The following is a 17,822-nucleotide window of genomic DNA, read 5'->3' as shown; positions in this document are numbered from 1 at the left end:
GGCCCGCCGTCGCCGAGGACGGCGACATGGGAGGAAGCCCGGTGCGATTCCGGCGCGGTCCCGCCACTGTGAACCCGGCAGAGCCACACCGCCGGGCAAGTCAGGAACTCCCGCTGTCCTCACTGCCCGGGGCGCGGAAACCCCGAGGAAGGCCTGCCGCCGCATGATCCTGCTGCTGTCGACGTCCGACACCGATCTGCTCAGCGCCCGCGCGGCGAACACGGCGGACGGTCTCGTCCCGTACCGGTTCGCGAACCCCTCCCGCCTTCCCCTCGACGACCTGCCCGGCCTCCTCGACGGGGTCGACCTGGTCGTCGTACGCCTCCTCGGCGGCCTCCGCGCCTGGCAGGACGGCCTCGACCTGCTCCTCGCCCCCGACCAGACCCGCCCGGTCGTGGTCCTGACCGGCGAACAGGCCCCGGACGCCCAGCTGATGGAGGCCTCCACGGTCCCGATCGGCATCGCGGCAGAGGCTCACGGCTACCTCGCGCACGGCGGCCCCGCCAACCTCGACCAGCTGGCCCGGTTCCTCTCCGACACGGTCCTGCTCACCGGCCACGGCTTCGAACCGCCCGCCGCCGCCCCCACCTGGGGCCCCCTGGAGCGCGACGCACAACAGCCGACCGGCACCGCCGCCGACACCGCCACCCCGGGCACGGACACGGGCACGGGCACGGGCACGGCCCCGGCCGCGGCCGCGGCCGCCGCCCCCAAGGTCGCCGTGCTCTACTACCGCGCCCACCAGATGAGCGGCAACACCGCCTTCGTCCACGCCCTCTGCGAGGCCATCGAGGCGAAGGGCGCCGAGCCCCTCCCCCTCTACGTGTCCTCCCTGCGCACCCCCGAGCCGGAGCTCCTCCAGGCCCTGGAGTCCGTGGACGCGATCGTCACCACCGTCCTCGCGGCCGGCGGCACCCGTCCCGCGACCGCCTCCGCCGGCGGTGACGACGAGTCCTGGGACGCCGGCGCCCTCGCCGCGCTCGGCGTGCCGATCCTCCAGGCGCTGTGCCTGACCGGTTCGCGCAGCGCCTGGGAGGAGAACGACGAGGGCCTGTCCCCCCTCGACGCCGCCACCCAGGTCGCCGTGCCGGAGTTCGACGGCCGCCTGATCACCGTCCCGTTCTCCTTCAAGGAGCTCGACGAGGACGGCCTGCCCGCCTACGTGGCCGACCCCGAGCGGGCCGCCCGGGTCGCGGGGATCGCCGTACGCCACGCCCGTCTGCGCCACATCGACCGCCGCGACAAGAAGGTCGCGCTGGTCCTGTCCGCGTACCCGACCAAGCACTCCCGCATCGGCAACGCGGTCGGTCTCGACACCCCGGCCAGCGCCGTCGAGCTGCTGCGCACACTGATCGCGGGCGGCTACGACTTCGGCCCCACCCAGGACATCCCCGGTCTGGTGTCCGGCGACGGCGACGAGCTGATCCGCGCCCTGATCGAGGCCGGCGGCCACGACCAGGACTGGCTGACCGAGGAGCAGTTGGCGCGCAATCCGGTCCGCATCCCGGCCGCCGACTACAAGCGCTGGTTCGCGGAGCTGCCGGCCGAGCTCCGCGAGAGCGTCGAGCGGCACTGGGGCGAGGCCCCGGGCAACATGTTCGTGGACCGCTCGGCGAACCCCGAGGGCGACATCGTCCTGGCGGCCCTGCGCCGCGGGAACCTCCTCATCCTCATCCAGCCGCCGCGCGGCTTCGGCGAGAACCCGATCGCGATCTACCACGACCCGGACCTGCCGCCTTCGCACCACTACCTGGCGGCGTACCGCTGGATCCAGGCGCGCGCGGAGGACGGCGGCTTCGGCGCCGACGCGATGATCCACCTGGGCAAGCACGGCAACCTGGAGTGGCTGCCGGGCAAGAACGCCGGCCTGTCCGCGGCCTGCGCGCCGGACGCCGCGCTCGGCGACCTCCCGCTCATCTACCCCTTCCTGGTCAACGACCCGGGCGAGGGCACCCAGGCCAAGCGCCGCGTGCACGCGACCCTGGTCGATCACCTCGTTCCGCCGATGGCCCGCGCCGAGTCCTACGGCGACATCGCCCGCCTCGAACAGCACCTGGACGAGTACGCCCAGATCTCCGCGATGGACCCGGCGAAGCTGCCGGCCATCCGCGCCCAGATCTGGACCCTGATCCAGGCGGCGAAGCTCCACCACGACCTGGGCCTCGAAGAGCGCCCGGACGACGAGGGCTTCGACGACTTCCTGCTGCACGTCGACGGCTGGCTGTGCGAGGTCAAGGACGCCCAGATCCGCGACGGTCTGCACGTGCTGGGCGGCGCCCCGACCGGTGAGGCCCGCGTCAACCTGGTCCTCGCCATCCTGCGCGCCCGGCAGATCTGGGGCGGTACGTCGGCCCTCCCGGGCCTGCGCGAGGCGCTCGGCCTCGACGAGTCCAAGGCCACCCGTACCTCGGCGGACGCCGTCGAGGCGCAGGCCCGCGCCCTGGTCCAGGCGATGGAGGACGCGCACTGGTCCCTCGACGCGGTGGCCTCGGTCGCCGCGGACCAGTCGCCGGAGGTCGCGGCGGTCCTGTCGTTCGCGGCCCGCGAGGTGGTCCCCCGGCTGGCCGGCACGACGGACGAGATCGCGCACGTCGTCGCGGCCCTCGACGGCCGCTTCATCCCGGCGGGCCCCTCGGGCTCCCCGCTCCGCGGCCTGGTCAACGTCCTTCCCACGGGCCGCAACTTCTACTCGGTCGACCCGAAGGCCGTCCCCTCCCGCCTCGCGTGGGAGACGGGCCAGGCCCTGGCCGAGTCCCTCCTGACCCGCTACCGCACGGACAACGGCGAGTGGCCCGCGTCCGTGGGCCTGTCCCTGTGGGGCACGAGCGCGATGCGCACCTCGGGCGACGACGTGGCGGAGGCCTTGTCCCTCCTCGGCGTCCGCCCGGTCTGGGACGAGGCCTCGCGCCGCGTCACGGGCCTGGAGCCGATCCCGCTCGACGAGCTCGGCCGCCCCCGCATCGACGTGACCCTGCGCATCTCGGGCTTCTTCCGCGACGCGTTCCCGCACGTCATCGGGCTGCTGGACGACGCGGTCCGGCTCGCGGCCTCCCTGGAGGAGCCGGCGGAGTCGAACTTCATCCGCGCCCACGCCCAGGCGGACCTCGCCGTCCACGGCGACGAGCGCAAGGCCACGACCCGTATCTTCGGCTCGCGCCCGGGTACGTACGGGGCCGGCATCCTCCAGCTGATCGACTCCCGCGACTGGCGTACGGACGCCGACCTCGCGGAGGTCTACACGGTGTGGGGCGGCTACGCCTACGGCCGTGGCCTGGAGGGCCGTCCGGCGCGCGACGAGATGGAGACGGCCTACAAGCGCATCACGGTGGCCGCCAAGAACACGGACACGCGCGAACACGACATCGCGGACTCGGACGACTACTTCCAGTACCACGGCGGCATGGTGGCCACCGTCCGCGCCCTGCGCGGCACGGCCCCGGAGGCGTACATCGGCGACTCGACGCGTCCCGAGACCGTGAAGACGCGCACGCTGGTGGAGGAGACCAGCCGGGTCTTCCGTGCCCGCGTGGTCAACCCCAAGTGGATCGAGGCGATGCGCCGCCACGGCTACAAGGGCGCCTTCGAACTCGCCGCGACGGTCGACTACCTGTTCGGCTTCGACGCCACCACGGGCGTGGTCGCGGACTGGATGTACGACAAGCTCACCGAGACGTACGTCCTGGACCCGACCAACCGCGCCTTCCTGGAGGAGGCCAACCCCTGGGCCCTGCACGGCATCGCGGAGCGCCTCCTCGAAGCCGAGTCCCGCGGCATGTGGGAGAAGCCGGACGCCCGGATCCTCGAAGCCCTCCGCCAGGTCTACCTGGACACCGAGGGCAACCTGGAGGGCGAAGGCGAGTAGGACACGAAGGAGGCCGTCCTCCCCACCCGTTCCGCGGGCGGGGAGGACGGCCTCTCGCGTGCTTGACTGCCCGGCTACCCGTCTAGGCCTTGACGGTCTGGTTCAGCGCGACGAGCGCCTGCGCCCACCGCACGTATTTCAGCTGCCCGAAGTCGGCGACGGTCTTGACCCCAAACGCCTCGTGCAGCAGCTCGCCGTCCTTGTCGCTGACGCCCTTGAGCGCGGCCACGGGAGCCGCGAGCACCTCGGCGAGCGGCTTGTCGGCCCACGCCTTGTCGAGCACCTTGTCCAGATCAATAGCCACGAGTGTCCCTCCCGGAACGCCGAAACCAAATACCGTGGCAAACCTAACCGAACCAGACATTACCCCCAAGCTCCGACACCCCCACCACCCCCGCTCGACCCCGCGCACCCAGGGCTTCGCAGCCCAACCCCCCGCCCAGGCCGGCCCTCGCGCCTGCGGGGCTCACCCCGCCACCAGTCGGGTACGCACCTCCTACGATGCCGTACGGGACGTGGACGGGGCGCCTACGCGTCGAGCCAGCTCAACGGGTCAGGCTCGGCAGACCCTGTCGGAGACAGACATGTGACGGTCACGGGAACGCCCAGGGACGCCAACTCTGCCAGGACGGCGGGGCGCAGCACCATCGGGGACCCGGTACCCGCGGTGCCGGCGATGTCCACATGCACGGCATATCCATCTCGCTGGAGCGTCATCAGGCTTTCCCGTCTGGGGCGGATTTGGGTAACCAGGGTGAGGACCTGGTTCTCCAGCGTATCCCCCTCGCCCTTGCTTACGTTCCAGGTCCAGCGGTCCGCTGCCGACTCGATGCGGGAGGCGTCAGTCGTCAGCTCCGGCAACAGTTTCACGGCTGCGGCAACGCGGTGTGCGTCGACTTCTTGCTTGTCGACCACCAGCGCGACGCGCACACCTCGCCAGGTCTCACGCATGGTCACGACGTCCTCCGTTCCTTCTGCCGGGTCACCGGGCGTTCAGATTGGGTGTGAGAGACAAGGGAACACCCAGCTGGGCGATTCTGGAAAACAGGGGAGCGGAAACAAGGAATTGTGACCCGTGGTCCGCGAAGCCGTAGACCTCCAGATACACCTCAGGGCCTTCCGATTGCATCGACCGCAGCTGGGAGGCGCACCCCTCCGCCGCAGACACAATCTGCTCCAGCTGCTCGGCGGGATCTCGGGTGCTTTGTTCATCACACGTGAGTCGCCACCGGCCGTCGACCTCACCGGGCGGCCCCCAGCGATCTGGTCCAGGCAGACGGACAGCGGTCGGCTGCAGACCGAGCCGCGCCGACACCGCTTCAGGGTCGAGATCATTGCTTTTGACGACGAGAGATACGCTCGTAAGGGCCCACGGACGGGCCGTCCGATGCAAACCGGTACTCACCTTATCAACATCCCTTCTGCTTTTGGCCCCACTACTTGAATTCACGACAGGCAGCCCAATGGACGTTCCCCATGTTCTCCCCGAGGAGTTCCGAGAGCATGGTTCTACGGGATACCGTTATCGAATTTTCGTAGACACTGAAGCCGTTAACTCCCGTGGGCACTGGCGGCGCGAGCGTATAATTCGGTATTCGATCTCCCTCGCGAAATGTCTCCACTGCTCCTCCAGGGTACGTTCCACCCTCTACGGCTACGCCGCTCATGCCGGGGATTCGCTCACCGTGCGGCACGTAGAACGATATTGTCGTGCCCTTCGGGACCACTATTTCTCCGGCTTCCCTCTCGATGTAACCGTGACCTGCCAGCACGGCTTCACCGTCAGTCCGCCCACCCTTCAATACGCGAGTCGCATAGTACCGGCCATCGTCGTCCGGCCAGGAGCGCTGCAGGATTTCAGGCTTGCTTTCGACGACGGCCCGTCTCACCTCCTCGGGAGGCGGAATATGTGCTCCTGAGCCCCTGCTGGCCAAACCGTCGAAGGTGGTGCCGGTCCGGCCCGGGAGAGTCTCCCGGGCGGCAAACTTTTCCCCCGCTCGCGCTCCGCTCATGCCCTTGGGGCCGACGAACTCGGGGATGAGACGGCCGACGCCTTCGCTGAAGTCACCCTTGAGGCTTTCGATGAGCCCTGCTGGAACGCGTTCGGGGTGGGCGGCGGTGGAGACCAGGCCCGCCAAGGTCATGTTGAGGTGCCGCTGGTGCTCGGCGGGGTGGGTCAGGTTGTAGAGGTCGCCGGGGTTGAGGCCGCGGGCGAAGTTGAGGATGCCGGCGGTGCCTTTGACGGCTCCGCCCAGGACGTGGGTGAGCTCCACCGCCTGGGAGCCCTCGTAGTCCATGAACTCGGCCATGATCTGGCGTGCCGTCGACGGCTTGGCCGGGGCGTGTTCCGTGGCGGCGGCGATCGCCCGATCGACGGCGCGAGCGGCATCGTCGCGCTGGCGACGCGCCTCATCGAGGATCTCCCGGGCCCGCGTACGGGCTGCCTCGCCCGGGTCGGCGCCCGGTGCCGGGCAGGGGCCCGGGTTCTGGCCGGCCTTGGCGGCCGCCTCGTACGCTTCGGCCCTGGTCCTGTAGGCCTCGGCGGCTTCCTTGGACGCGTTCATGCCTTGCTGGTAGAGCTCGATGGCCGATTGGGCCTGGAGCTGAGCCCACATCACCGTCTCCGCGTAGCCGTTCAGCGCGTTGCCCGCGGCCTCGCACGCGTCGGCGGCGTGGAGCCAGTCAGTGGGATGCATCGCGAACTTCTCGCGGAACGCGTCGGCCGCAGCTCCCTTCCAGTGACCGGAGTCAAGGGCCTTCATCCCCTGTCCCACCCTGTCGAAGGCGGCCTGGAAGTCCTTGAGGTGGGCCGCCGACTCCCAGATGGCGTCAGGCTTGCCGAGGAGCAGCTCGTTGGCCTGCTGGGTCTGCCCGAGCTGCTTTTCCGGCATGGCGCCGAGGCCGTGGGCGACATCGTCGCCGAAGTCCTCGACCTTGTCCGCCCAGTCGTGAGCGCCCACATAGTCCAGGCCCGCACCGATCCCCTCGGTTGCCATGTCGACGCCGTGGCCGATGACCTTATTGGCGGAGTCCACACCGTCACCGAGCGCGTCGATGCCTTTGCCCAGCAGGCTGCCGAAGTCAGTCATCAGCGGTCTCCGGCGATATCGGGCTTGGGTGCCGGGCCGGCGATGCCCTCAACGGTCCGGTCCATCTCCTCACGGAGGCCGACGGAGTCGATGATCTGGTTCGACAGGAGGATGTCGGAGCTGTTCACATCGTGGATGGCGCTCTTCCAGGCGTTCTTGCTCTCAACGGAAGCGTAGTCGAAGGACTCCTTGCTGTAGTCAGCGTCCCGGATCTGGGTGTACGGGTTGTCGGCCAGGACCTCACTCCAGCCCTTACCTGTGATGTCGTCCTCGGACGCGTAGGGGTTGCCCATGGCGGCGTTCGCCACCACCTTGAAAGTGCCCTGGACGTACTGGTCCTGCTCATGAAAAGCACCGGAAGACAGGCCGACGTTCTCGGCGAAGCTGTTGCCTTGCTGGACGAGAGAGCGCACGCCCCATTCCCACCGTTCGCAAAACGTCCTGAAGGTGGACGACAGGCCGTCGTGCCCCGTGTCCATCGTGGACAGAGAGAGATTGACGAAGCCTCGGCCCATGCCGGCCGAGCCCACCATCCCGATCTCTCTCAGCTCACCCAGTGCCTGCGTGATGCCTTGCGCAATGCTTCCGAGCGCTTCCTTCGGCGCATCGAGATCCGGCTCACCCCCGCTCACGCCGCTACCCCTGCGTCCAGCGCCGCCGCAGCCGGCACAATCCCCCGCACCGGCGGGAACACAGCGCCGTCAGGACCGGCCACGTTCAACGCGACCCCGCACGGGAAGTCCAGCGCCGGCACCACCTCGTCGAGCAACCGCGCCCCGACACCTCGCCGGTAAGTCCACTCCCGCTCCGCCTCACCGCGTGCCGCGGCGAACCGGGCCAGCGCCTCCTCGTCACAGAACGCATAGATCCAGTCCAGACCGCCGAGTTGCGCCGTCCACAACCCGCCCGCCTCATCGAGCGGCACCAAGACCGCTCGGCCACGGAAATCCGCCAGCCGCTCCCACGCCGCCTCCCGGGCCTCCTCAAGAGGATGAGCCGCGACTGGCGGGGGAGCCCCAACCACGGCCGGCTGCACGGCCGAGCCTGAGGCCGCGCGTTCGGCTGCCTCCGCCCGCAGCCGACCCCACTCTTCGTCAAACCCCACCCGTACCCCCCCACACCGCGTCGTCGCGCGCCCATGGCCGCGCGACGACATCCCCTCAAACAATGATCGAACATACTTTTGCATGCGGTGAGAGAGTCGCCCAATTTTGCCGGTCCGCCGTCAGACACGGGCTCAGGGGTGATGGCGGCATCGGTCTCGTCAGGCTCCAGCGAGTGCGCTCGTGAACGGCTTGGCGACGACCGTTCTCGCAGCTGGGGCAAGGCTTGCCCCTGCAGCGGGCTGGCCGCGGCATGGAGGTGACGCCCGGGTACGCGGTTGCTGGAGCCGGGCGGCTTAGGGGGTGATCTGAACAGTGTCGTCCGCGCTCTCGTCCTCCGACCTTTCCCACTCATCCGCGGCCTGTTCCCGGGTCCGCCGGGACGAAGCCGCCTGAGCGGATCGTGCCGTGCGGCAGCGACGCGGGCGTTGCACCAGCGGACCAACCACCCCGCCTCCGGACGCTGCCTCGACCTCGGCGGCTTCGACACCACCCCCGGAACCCAGCTGTGGCTCTAGGACTGCAACGGCTCCCCCGCCCAGCGGTGGACCATCCCCACAATGGGAACCGCTCCTCTCCCGATTCCCAGCCCGTAGCCACCACACCGCGCGGAGGCCGCCTCCCCCACCGGGGGGGCGGCCTCCGCCGTGTCCGGCTCCGGGCACCTCCTCTAGCCCCCGGCGGGCCGCCGCGTCGGGGAACGGTGGGGGTGTCACCTGAAGCGGTGAAAAGGCCCTTGTTCCAGGGGTGCGACGGGTAGGGCACTGCTGATCTCGTGCGGGGGGCCGGGACGATCCGGGGCCCCCGCGCCCTTGGACGAAAGGCCCATCCCGTCGTGACGCAGCCCTTTCAACTGCCGGACTTCTACGTGCCTTATCCGGCGCGACTGAACCCCCACCTGGAGGCCGCGCGGGTCCACACCAAGCGGTGGGCGCGCGACCTCGGGATGCTGGAGGGTTCCGGTGTCTGGGAGGAGAGCGACCTCGACTCGCACGACTACGCGCTGCTCTGCTCGTACACCCACCCCGACTGCGACGCCGACGCGCTGTCCCTGGTCACCGACTGGTACGTGTGGGTGTTCTTCTTCGACGACCACTTCCTGGAGACGTTCAAGCGCTCGCAGGACCGGGCCGGCGCCAAGGAGTACCTCGACCGGCTGGCCGCCTTCATGCCGATGGACCTGGCCGCCGGCTTCCCCGCGCCGACCAACCCTGTCGAGGCGGGGCTCGCGGACCTGTGGGCGCGGACCGTGCCCGCGATGTCCGCGCACTGGCGGGAACGGTTCTCCTTGTCCACGAGGAACCTCCTCGACGAGTCGATGTGGGAGCTCGCCAACATCGACATCGGGCGCGTGGCGAACCCCCTCGAGTACATCGAGATGCGCCGCAAGGTGGGCGGCGCCCCCTGGTCGGCCGGCCTGGTCGAATACGTCGCCGCCGAAGTCCCGGCGCGCGTCGCGCACTCGCGCGCGCTCGGCGTCCTGCGCGACGCCTTCTCCGACGCCGTGCACCTGCGCAACGACCTCTTCTCCTACCAGCGCGAGGTCGCCGACGAGGGTGAACTCTCCAATGCGGTGCTGGTGTTGGAGACCTTCCTCGGCTGCACCACCCAGGAGGCCGCCGAGGTCTCCAACGACCTGCTCACCTCCCGCCTGCACCAGTTCGAGCAGACCGCCCTCGCCGAACTCCCCCAGCTCTTCGCCGACCACGCGATGGACCCGGCGGAGATCGCGGCCGTCCTCGCCTACGCCAAGGGCCTGCAGGACTGGCAGTCCGGCGGCCACGAGTGGCACATGGTCTCCAGCCGCTACATGAACAAGGAGGCCCGGGCCACCGCCCCGCTCACCCTGCCGTTCCTGCCGTCCGGGCTCGGCACCACCGCGTTCGACCTGAAGTCCGTCTTCACGCGGCGCTCGGCGGAGCTGCGCCACCGCTCCTTCACCCACGTCCCGTTCGAGCGCACCGGACCGTCCGTGATCCCGGACGTCTACATGCCGTTCGCGCTCTCCGTCAGCCCGCACCTGGACCACGCGCGTGAGGGATCGGTCGACTGGGCCCGGCGCATGGGCCTGCTCCAGGCCCACCCCGGCGACCCCGGTTCCACCATCTGGACCGAACAGCGGCTGCGCGGCTACGACTTCGCGCTCTGCTCGGCCGGCATCGACCCGGACGCCACGCCCGACGCGCTGCTCCTCAACGCGTGCTGGCTGACCTGGGGGACGTACGGGGACGACTACTACCCGGTGGCCTTCGGGCAGACCAGGAACCTCGCGGCGGCCAAGGCGACCACCGCGCGGCTGATCGCGATGCTCCCCGTCGACCCCGCCGACCCCGCCGAACAGCCGCAGCCGCAGCCGCAGCCGCTCACGGCGATGGAGCGCGCGCTCGCCGACCTGTGGGTCCGTACGAGCCGGGGCATGAGCCGGGACGTGCGCGCGGCATTCCGGGCGACCCTCGTCAGCATGCTGGAGAGCTGGGTGTGGGAGATCGACAACCAGATCCTCAACCGCATCCCGGACCCGGTGGACTACGCCGAGATGCGCCGACGGACCTTCGGCTCGCACCTCACCATGTTCCTCTGCCGGCTCGGCCACGCGGGCCGCGGCATCCCCGAGGAGATCTATGCCTCCGGGACCATCCGGTCCCTGGAGAACGCGGCGGCCGACACCGCGTGCCTGCTGAACGACATCTTCTCCTACCAGAAGGAGGTGGAGTTCGAGGGCGAGGTCCACAACCACGTCCTGGTCACACGGAACTTCTTCGACATCGGCTACCCGGAGGCCCTGCACATCTGCCACTCCCTGATGACGCAGCGCACGGAGGAGTTCGAGCACATCGTCGCGAACCAGCTGCCGCTGCTCTACGAGGACTGGAAGCTGTGCGCCGAAGCCCGCGCCGGGCTCGACGCGTACGTCGGCGAGCTCAAGGACTGGCTGGCCGGCATCCTCAACTGGCACCGCCAGTGCCACCGTTACCGCGAGGAGGACCTGCACCGACTCGGCCCGGGCCGGCCCGCCGGTGTCCGGAGCTCCGGCTTCGGGATGTCGGCGGCCCGGATCTCCCTGCCGGCCTGACCGGCGGGAACGGCCGGAACGGCCGGAACCCGGCGGGGGCGGTCCGCTCGCCCGCCCCCGCCCCCGCCGGACGTCAGAACTCGTCGCCCGTGTGCGGCAGTACGGGCGTGCGCAGGGCCGCGTCCAAGGCCGCGGCCGCGCCCGGCGTGTGCTCCCGTACCAGCCCGGCCGCGACCAGCTCGGCGACCCGCGTCCCGCCCAGGTAGCAGGCGGCCAGCTCCCGTACGTCCAGGGCCAGGTCGGCGGCGTCGTCCGCGGGCTCGTACGACGCCCAGCCCGGTCCCGCGTCGAGCCGGAACCGCCCGCTGTTGCCGGGCAGCCGTACGTCGTGCACCTCCAGCACCACGTCCACCGGCGCGGCCCACGACCGCGCGGTCAGCGCCGCGCGTACGTCGACCAGGCGCAGCCAGAGCGCCGGGTACTGGGCGGTGACCCGCACCTGGTCCCGGTCGGCGGCGAAGTGCAGCAGCGGGTCGTCGGCCGGGCGCCCCCACGCGCGGACCCGGCCGGTGAGGTCGAGGGCGGCCACGCACTCCCACAGGGCGGCGGCGACGGCCGGGGTGTCGGCCTCCAGTTCCTCGACCCGGACCAGACCCTGGGGTGCGCGGGTGGGCCCGCCGTCGTCGTCGGGCTTCGTGCGGTAGAGCACGTAGCCGGCGATGGGCTCGCCCGGCTCCCCGAGGACGATGATCCGCGGCGGGCTCAGTTCCTCGTCCTGTTCGTCCTGTTCGGTCAGCCACTCCTCGCGCCAGCGCGGCGCGCTGCGGGTGGGGCGGCCGGCCCGCCGGGCGCGGGCGGACTCGTGGAAGGGCCCGATCACGGCGAGCGCCTCCTGCGGGTCGACGAGCCGCAGCGGGCGCCGGTCCGGGTCGATGCGCAGGGCCAGCGGCCGGGTGGAGTCGATCTCGATGGTGACGCCGGTGGTCGCGCCGCCGTAGCCGAAGCGGCCGTAGATGGCGGCCTCGGAGGCCCACAGGGCGGCGAGCGGGCTGCGGGTGGCCGCGGCGCGCTCCAGCATCTCGGTCATGAGCCCGGTGAGCACGCCGCGGCGGCGGTGGGTGGGGGCGACGCAGACGAAGGTGAGCCCGGGGCAGGGCAGGTCCGCCCCGGGCACCGAGAGCCGGAAGTCGTGGGCGGCCATGAAGCCGACGAGGGCGTCCCCGTCGTAGGCGCCGATCCGCAGGCACCGCACCAGCAGCGCGTGGTGTCGGGCGCGGGCCTCCTTCTCGGGCCGGTCGTGGAAGACGAGGTACGCGAGTTCCAGAGCGCGGTCGATGTCGTCCTCGGGTACGTCGTGGATGTCCACCATGATCGCGAGACTAATCGGTCATCGCGGACCGGTCACTCCATAAGGGCGGGAGGTCACGGGTTTCAGCCGTTCCGGCGGCCGGCCGCGGGCGGGCCGGGAGTCTGGCGGTCCGGGCGTTTCACCCGGCTCGGCTTCCGGGAGGAGTGGCGGGCCTGAAGCCCGCCCCTGGTGCGCGCGTCGGCTGCCGACGACGGCGGGGCGCCTCGCGGCGGGGGCGGGCGTGGCCGCCGCGACGGCCGTACCATCCACGTCGACGCCCGGCACCGCTGGGCACGCCCGGCACCGCTCGACGCCGCGCCGCCCCGTCCCGTACCCGAGAGAGGGAGTGGCCGCCATGGCCCGACTGCACTCCTACGCCACCCGCGTCACCTGGACCGGAAACCTCGGCACCGGCACCAGCCACTACCGCGCCTACGCGCGGGCGCACGAGGTGGCCGCCGGAGAGCTGCCGGTGATCCTCGGCAGCGCCGACCCGACCTTCCGCGGCGACGCCTCCCGGTGGAACCCCGAACAGCTGCTGCTCGCCGCCCTGTCCCAGTGCCACATGATGTCCTACCTGCACTTCTGTGCCGTCAACGGCGTGGTGGTCACCTCGTACGTGGACGAGGCGACCGGCACGATGGCCACCACCGGGGACAGTGGGCAGTTCACGGAGGCCGTGGTGCACCCGCGGATCACCGTCAGCGAGGAGTCGATGGTGGCCGCGGCGATCGAACTGCACGAGGAGGCCCACCGGGCCTGCTTCATCGCCAACTCGGTGAACTTCCCCGTCCGGCACGAGCCGACCGTGACCGTGGGCTGAGCCTGCGGCAGGCCCGGTGGGGCCGTTGTCCCGTGACCGGATCTAGCGGCCCGCCGGGCCGGTCCAGGTGGCCGGTACGTGGCCGATCCGGACGCGCTGGGGGTGGTCGCCGACGGGCACGGAGACCCTTTTGGCGCCGGTGGCGAAGTCGATGGCCGTGACCCGGTCGGCGCCGCTCTCGGAGATCACACACGCCGTCCCGTCGCCGTCGACGGTGGCCCAGTACGGCTTCACGGCGGGCACGAGCGGCCCCTCGGTGAGGGTGGCGCGGTCGACCACCGTAGCGTAGTCGTCCATGGTGCCCGCGATGCACAGCTTGGCCCCGTCGGGGCTCATGGACATGCCGTGGTGGCGGGAGTCGTTGACCCAGGTGGTGCGGTCGGTGCTGGTGGCGGGGTTCTCGGGGAGGGTCTTGAGGCGGGTGATCCGGTCGGTGGCCACGTCGTACTCCAGGAAGCCGTTGAAGAACGACACCTGGAAGTAGAGCGTGGACTCGTCGGGGCTGAAGGACACGGGCCGCACGGCGTCGGAGAGGTCGCGTCGGCCGAAGGCGTCCAGCCGCTCCCGCATGTCGATCACCCGGACGGTCCGGAAGGTCTGCGCGTCGACGACCGTGATCTTCCGGTCGCCCTTCGTCCAGTCCAGCCAGGGCGCGTCGAGCGCGGTGTTCACCTCGCCGATGGAGCTGTTCCACAGGAAGCGGCCGTCGCGGGTGAAGGTGTTCTCGTGCGGCTTGTCGCCGGTGCCGAAGGAGCCGACCTGGCGTCCGGTGGCGATGTCCAGGACGTGCACGGTGTTGGAGGTGGAGGCCGAGACGGCGATGCGGGTGCCGTCCGGGGAGACCGCCATGTGGTCGGAGCGGTAACCGGAGACGGGGAAGCGCCAGTTGAGCCGTCCCGAGGTCACGTCGATGGAGACGACGTCGGCGAAGCTGGGGCGGGAGACGACGACCGCGGAGCCGTCCGGGGTGGTGAACATGTCGTCGACGAACTGGTCGTGGCCCTCGCCGGCGCTCTCCCGGATGCCGAGGAAGAAGGCGAGCTTCACGGGGTTGAGGTGGATCTCGCGGAGCCGCTCCGCCTTGTCGGGGATGACGTTGATCCGGCCGACCTTGGCGAGGTCGCCGGTGGAGGTGAGGACGTCGGCGGTCCCCTCCCAGTTGTTCCCGACGAAGAGCACTTCGCGCAGGCCGGCCGCGGCCGCGGCAGCGCCGGGGGCGGGGGCGGGGGCGGGGGCCGGTGCCGACGTGAAGGCGGTGAGCAGGCCTGCCGCCGCCAGCACACCCAGGGTTCGCACGGTACGCAACATCCGCTCAACTCCGGTGGGGAAAAGGGGTGGAGAGGGCGTTCCGGTGAGAGCACCCCCCTGTTACCGGCCGGTAAAATAGGGGGAACGTCAAAAGGGCGCAACCCCTACGGGTGGCGCCCTTTTCTCACGTTCGGCCGTCACTTCGGCCGTCACTCACCCCTTCAAGCGACGGAACCGATCCTGCTGATCACGCTGTTCGCGATGTCCGGGTGGATCGGGATGTGCGCTCCGGTGAGGGCCGCACCGCTGCCGCCGCGGCGGTTCGCGACGATCTCGGCGGCGATGGACAGCGCGGTCTCCTCCGGGGAGCGGGCGCCGAGGTCCAGGCCGATCGGGGAGCGCAGTCGGGCCAGTTCGAGGTCGGTGACACCGACGTCGCGGAGCCGCTTGTTGCGGTCCTCGTGGGTGCGCCGGGAGCCCATGGCGCCGACGTAGGCGACGGGGAGCCTGAGGGCCAGTTCGAGGAGCGGGACGTCGAACTTGGCGTCGTGGGTGAGGACGCACAGGACGGTCCGGCCGTCCACGTCGGTGTTCTCCAGGTAGCGGTGCGGCCAGTCGACGACGATCTCGTCCGCCTCGGGGAAGCGGGTCTTCGTCGCGAAGACGGGCCGCGCGTCGCACACCGTCACCCGGTAGCCGAGGAACTTGCCGATCCGTACGAGGGCGGAGGCGAAGTCGATGGCACCGAAGACGATCATCCGCGGGGGCGGGACGCTGGACTCGACGAGCACCTTCAGCGGCTCTCCGCAGAGCCTGCCGTCGGCGCCGATCTCCAGCACGCCGGTCTTGCCGGCGTCGAGCATGGCGCGGGCCTCTTCGGCGATGGTGCGGTCCAGCTCGGGGTGCCCCCCGAAGCCGCCCTCGTGGGCGCCGTCCGTACGGACGAGGACGGCGCGGCCCATGAGCTCGGCCGGTCCCTCGGCGATCCGGGCCACGGCCGCGGCCTCACCGCGGGCCGCGGCGGCCAGGCCGGCCGCGAACACCTCCCGTACGGGAGAGCCCACGGGGACCGGGGTGACGAGGATGTCGATGATCCCGCCGCAGGTCAGACCCACGGCGAAGGCGTCGTCGTCGCTGTAGCCGAAGCTCTCCCGGACGCTCTCGCCGTCCTCGAGCGCCTGCCGGCACAGCTCGTACACCGCACCCTCCACGCATCCGCCGGAGACGGAACCGATGGCCGTGCCCTCGCTGTCGACGGCGAGCGCGGCCCCGGGCTGGCGGGGTGCGCTCCCGCCGACCGCCACGACCGTGGCGACGGCGAAGTCACGTCCCTGCTCGACCCACCGGTTCAGTTCGTCGGCGATGTCCAGCATGGGGGCCTCCTCGGAGAGGTTCGGTTCCAGTATCGGATACGTGGAGCGTGCGGTACTTCGTACGGGTCAGGCCGGGCCGGGTCAGGCGACCCCGAGCCAGCTCTCGATCGGGTTGAGCGCGAAGAAGACCAGGAAGATTCCGGTCAGCGCCCACATGAAGCCGCCGATCTCACGGGCCTTGCCCTGAGCGACCTTGATGGCGACGTAGGAGATGACGCCCGCGGCGACACCGGCGGTGATCGAGTAGGTGAACGGCATGATCACGACGGTCAGGAAGACCGGGATCGAGGTCGCGGTGTCGGCCCAGTCCACGTGGCGGGCGTTCTGCATCATCATCGCGCCGATGACGACCAGGGCCGCGGAGGCGACCTCACCCGGGACGATCTGCGTGATCGGGGTGAAGAAGAGGCAGGCGGCGAAGAACAGGCCGGTGACCACGGAGGCGAGACCTGTGCGGGCACCCTCGCCGACGCCGGTCGCGGACTCGACGAACACGGTCTGGCCGGAGCCGCCCGCGATGCCACCGATGGCGCCACCGGCGCCGTCGATGAAGAGGGCCTTGGACAGGCCGGGCATGCGGCCCTTGTCGTCGGCCAGCTTGGCCTCGGTGCCGACACCGATGATGGTGGCCATGGCGTCGAAGAAGCCGGCGAGCACCAGGGTGAAGACGATCATGCCGACCGTCATGTAGCCGACGTCGCCCCAGCCGCCGAAGGAGACGTCACCGAAGAGCGAGAAGTTCGGCATCGAGATCGCGGAGCCGTCGAGCTCCGGCGGACCGTTCTTCCAGGCCTTCGGGTCGATGTCGACGACGGCGTTGAGGATCGCGGCCAGGACGGTGCCACCGACGATGCCGATCAGGATGGCGCCGGGCACCTTGCGGGCCTGGAGCATGAAGATGGCGATCAGGGTGATGCAGAAGAGCAGGACGGGCCAGCCGGACAGCTCACCGACCGCACCGAGCTGGACGGGGGGACCGAACTCCGGACCCTTGCCGACGAAACCGGCCTTGAAGAAGCCGATGAGGGCGACGAAGAGGCCGATGCCCATGGTGATGGCGTGCTTGAGCGCGAGCGGGATCGCGTTCATGATCATCTCGCGGAGGCCGGTGACGACCAGGAGACAGATCACGACGCCGTACACCACGCACATGCCCATGGCCTGCGGCCAGGTCATCTGCGGGGCGACCTGCGAGGCGAGCACGCCGGACACCGAGAGGCCGGCGGCGAGGGCCAGCGGGACCTTGCCGACGAAGCCCATGAGGAGCGTGGTGACGGCCGCGGCGAAGGCGGTGGCGGTGATGATCGCCGATCCGTCCATCACCGTGCCGGCGACGTCCTTGCCCGAGAGGAGCAGGGGGTTGAGCAGGAGGATGTACGCCATGGCCATGAAGGTCGTGATACCGCCACGGACCTCGTTGCCGACGTTGGAACCTCTGTGCGTGATGTGAAAGTAGCGGTCGAGCCAAGAACGGCCCGCGGGATTGCGGGAGCCGTCGCCGGCGTCCTCCGCGGTGGTCTTGGTCTCTACAGACGACTGGGTCATGGTGCCTAACTCCCAAGGTTCAAAGGGGCACCCGCTTGGGGATTGGAGATTGCGGGATTTGGGATGGTGCGTTTGGCTGCACGACCCGGGGTGACGGCCCGAGGCGACGCGAATGTTCACTGCGTGTACTGCGGGTAGTGCGGGGGTGACCGCTGGTACTACGTGGGGGTTTTCGCAGGGGTACTGCCGGCTGAAGGGACCGCGAGCGGTGCGGTGCTTCGTAGGTACTCCGGACGGTGCGCTGTGAAGTGTGACGTTCCCATTTCGCACCGCCCGGAGAGTCCGAGGGGGGTGGGGGGGGGGGGGGGGGCCCCCCCCCCCCCCCCCCCGCCGGGGCCGGGGGGGGGGGGCCGGCGGGGGGGGGGCGGGGGGGGTGGTGGGGGAACACGCCGGCCGGCGCGGCCCCCGAGGGGCCCGG

13 protein-coding genes and 1 riboswitch are annotated in these 17,822 nt (G+C 70.6%); of the genes, 3 read left to right on the top strand and 10 right to left on the bottom strand.

Annotated elements, in window-relative coordinates; all coding sequences use genetic code 11:
• Positions 1 to 30: 30 nt before the first annotated feature.
• Positions 31 to 110, top strand: a riboswitch (cobalamin riboswitch).
• 53 nt (positions 111 to 163) lie between these two features.
• The gene (cobN, locus tag ACFYP3_RS32645) at positions 164 to 3,862 is read left to right on the top strand and encodes a cobaltochelatase subunit CobN (protein WP_388840585.1); all 3,699 of its coding nucleotides are present in this window, start codon (positions 164 to 166) and stop codon (positions 3,860 to 3,862) included.
• An 82-nt stretch (positions 3,863 to 3,944) separates the two neighbouring features.
• On the opposite strand, the gene ACFYP3_RS32640 is transcribed toward cobN, so the two are convergent.
• From ACFYP3_RS32640 to ACFYP3_RS32615, 6 genes are all read right to left on the bottom strand, one after another.
• A complete protein-coding gene (locus ACFYP3_RS32640) occupies positions 3,945 to 4,226 on the bottom strand; it encodes a hypothetical protein (RefSeq protein WP_361754531.1) in 282 nt (93 codons plus the stop codon).
• A gap of 164 nt (positions 4,227 to 4,390) precedes the next feature.
• Positions 4,391 to 4,819, bottom strand: coding sequence for a hypothetical protein (locus ACFYP3_RS32635; RefSeq protein WP_388840582.1), 429 nt, complete (start codon positions 4,817 to 4,819; stop codon positions 4,391 to 4,393).
• 25 nt (positions 4,820 to 4,844) lie between these two features.
• Entirely contained in the window at positions 4,845 to 5,267 is a 423-nt protein-coding gene (locus ACFYP3_RS32630; protein ID WP_388840579.1) for a DUF4279 domain-containing protein, read from the bottom strand.
• A gap of 31 nt (positions 5,268 to 5,298) precedes the next feature.
• The gene (locus tag ACFYP3_RS32625; protein WP_388840576.1) at positions 5,299 to 6,951 is read right to left on the bottom strand and encodes a putative T7SS-secreted protein; all 1,653 of its coding nucleotides are present in this window, start codon (positions 6,949 to 6,951) and stop codon (positions 5,299 to 5,301) included.
• Complete coding sequence (locus tag ACFYP3_RS32620; RefSeq protein WP_388840573.1) at positions 6,951 to 7,583, bottom strand: hypothetical protein; 633 nt, start codon at positions 7,581 to 7,583, stop codon at positions 6,951 to 6,953. Before ACFYP3_RS32620 ends, ACFYP3_RS32625 begins: the two co-directional genes overlap by 1 nt.
• The gene (locus ACFYP3_RS32615) at positions 7,580 to 7,876 is read right to left on the bottom strand and encodes an SseB family protein (RefSeq protein ID WP_388840570.1); all 297 of its coding nucleotides are present in this window, start codon (positions 7,874 to 7,876) and stop codon (positions 7,580 to 7,582) included. Before ACFYP3_RS32615 ends, ACFYP3_RS32620 begins: the two co-directional genes overlap by 4 nt.
• 1,013 nt (positions 7,877 to 8,889) lie before the next feature.
• Here ACFYP3_RS32615 and ACFYP3_RS32610 point away from each other — a divergent pair.
• Positions 8,890 to 11,127, top strand: a complete 2,238-nt coding sequence (locus ACFYP3_RS32610) for a germacradienol/geosmin synthase (protein ID WP_388840567.1) — start codon at positions 8,890 to 8,892, stop codon at positions 11,125 to 11,127.
• Between the two features lie 73 nt (positions 11,128 to 11,200).
• Here ACFYP3_RS32610 and ACFYP3_RS32605 read toward each other — a convergent pair whose 3' ends face one another.
• Positions 11,201 to 12,436, bottom strand: coding sequence for a GNAT family N-acetyltransferase (locus ACFYP3_RS32605; protein ID WP_388840564.1), 1,236 nt, complete (start codon positions 12,434 to 12,436; stop codon positions 11,201 to 11,203).
• A gap of 334 nt (positions 12,437 to 12,770) precedes the next feature.
• Here ACFYP3_RS32605 and ACFYP3_RS32600 point away from each other — a divergent pair, with 334 nt between their 5' ends.
• Entirely contained in the window at positions 12,771 to 13,238 is a 468-nt protein-coding gene (locus ACFYP3_RS32600; protein WP_388840562.1) for an OsmC family protein, read from the top strand.
• Positions 13,239 to 13,280: 42 nt separating this feature from the next.
• Here the strand turns inward: ACFYP3_RS32600 and ACFYP3_RS32595 are convergent, their stop codons facing one another.
• The 3 genes from ACFYP3_RS32595 to ACFYP3_RS32585 form a co-directional block, all read right to left on the bottom strand.
• Positions 13,281 to 14,546, bottom strand: a complete 1,266-nt coding sequence (locus tag ACFYP3_RS32595; RefSeq protein ID WP_388840559.1) for a YncE family protein — start codon at positions 14,544 to 14,546, stop codon at positions 13,281 to 13,283.
• A gap of 161 nt (positions 14,547 to 14,707) precedes the next feature.
• The gene (locus tag ACFYP3_RS32590; RefSeq protein ID WP_388840557.1) at positions 14,708 to 15,859 is read right to left on the bottom strand and encodes an XdhC family protein; all 1,152 of its coding nucleotides are present in this window, start codon (positions 15,857 to 15,859) and stop codon (positions 14,708 to 14,710) included.
• 81 nt (positions 15,860 to 15,940) lie between these two features.
• The gene (locus ACFYP3_RS32585; protein WP_388840554.1) at positions 15,941 to 17,404 is read right to left on the bottom strand and encodes an NCS2 family permease; all 1,464 of its coding nucleotides are present in this window, start codon (positions 17,402 to 17,404) and stop codon (positions 15,941 to 15,943) included.
• Positions 17,405 to 17,822: the final 418 nt, after the last annotated feature.

Source organism: Streptomyces sp. NPDC005533 (assembly GCF_042871845.1).
Classification (GTDB): Bacteria; Actinomycetota; Actinomycetes; order Streptomycetales; family Streptomycetaceae; genus Streptomyces.
This window is presented reverse-complemented; position numbering and strand designations above follow the sequence as displayed.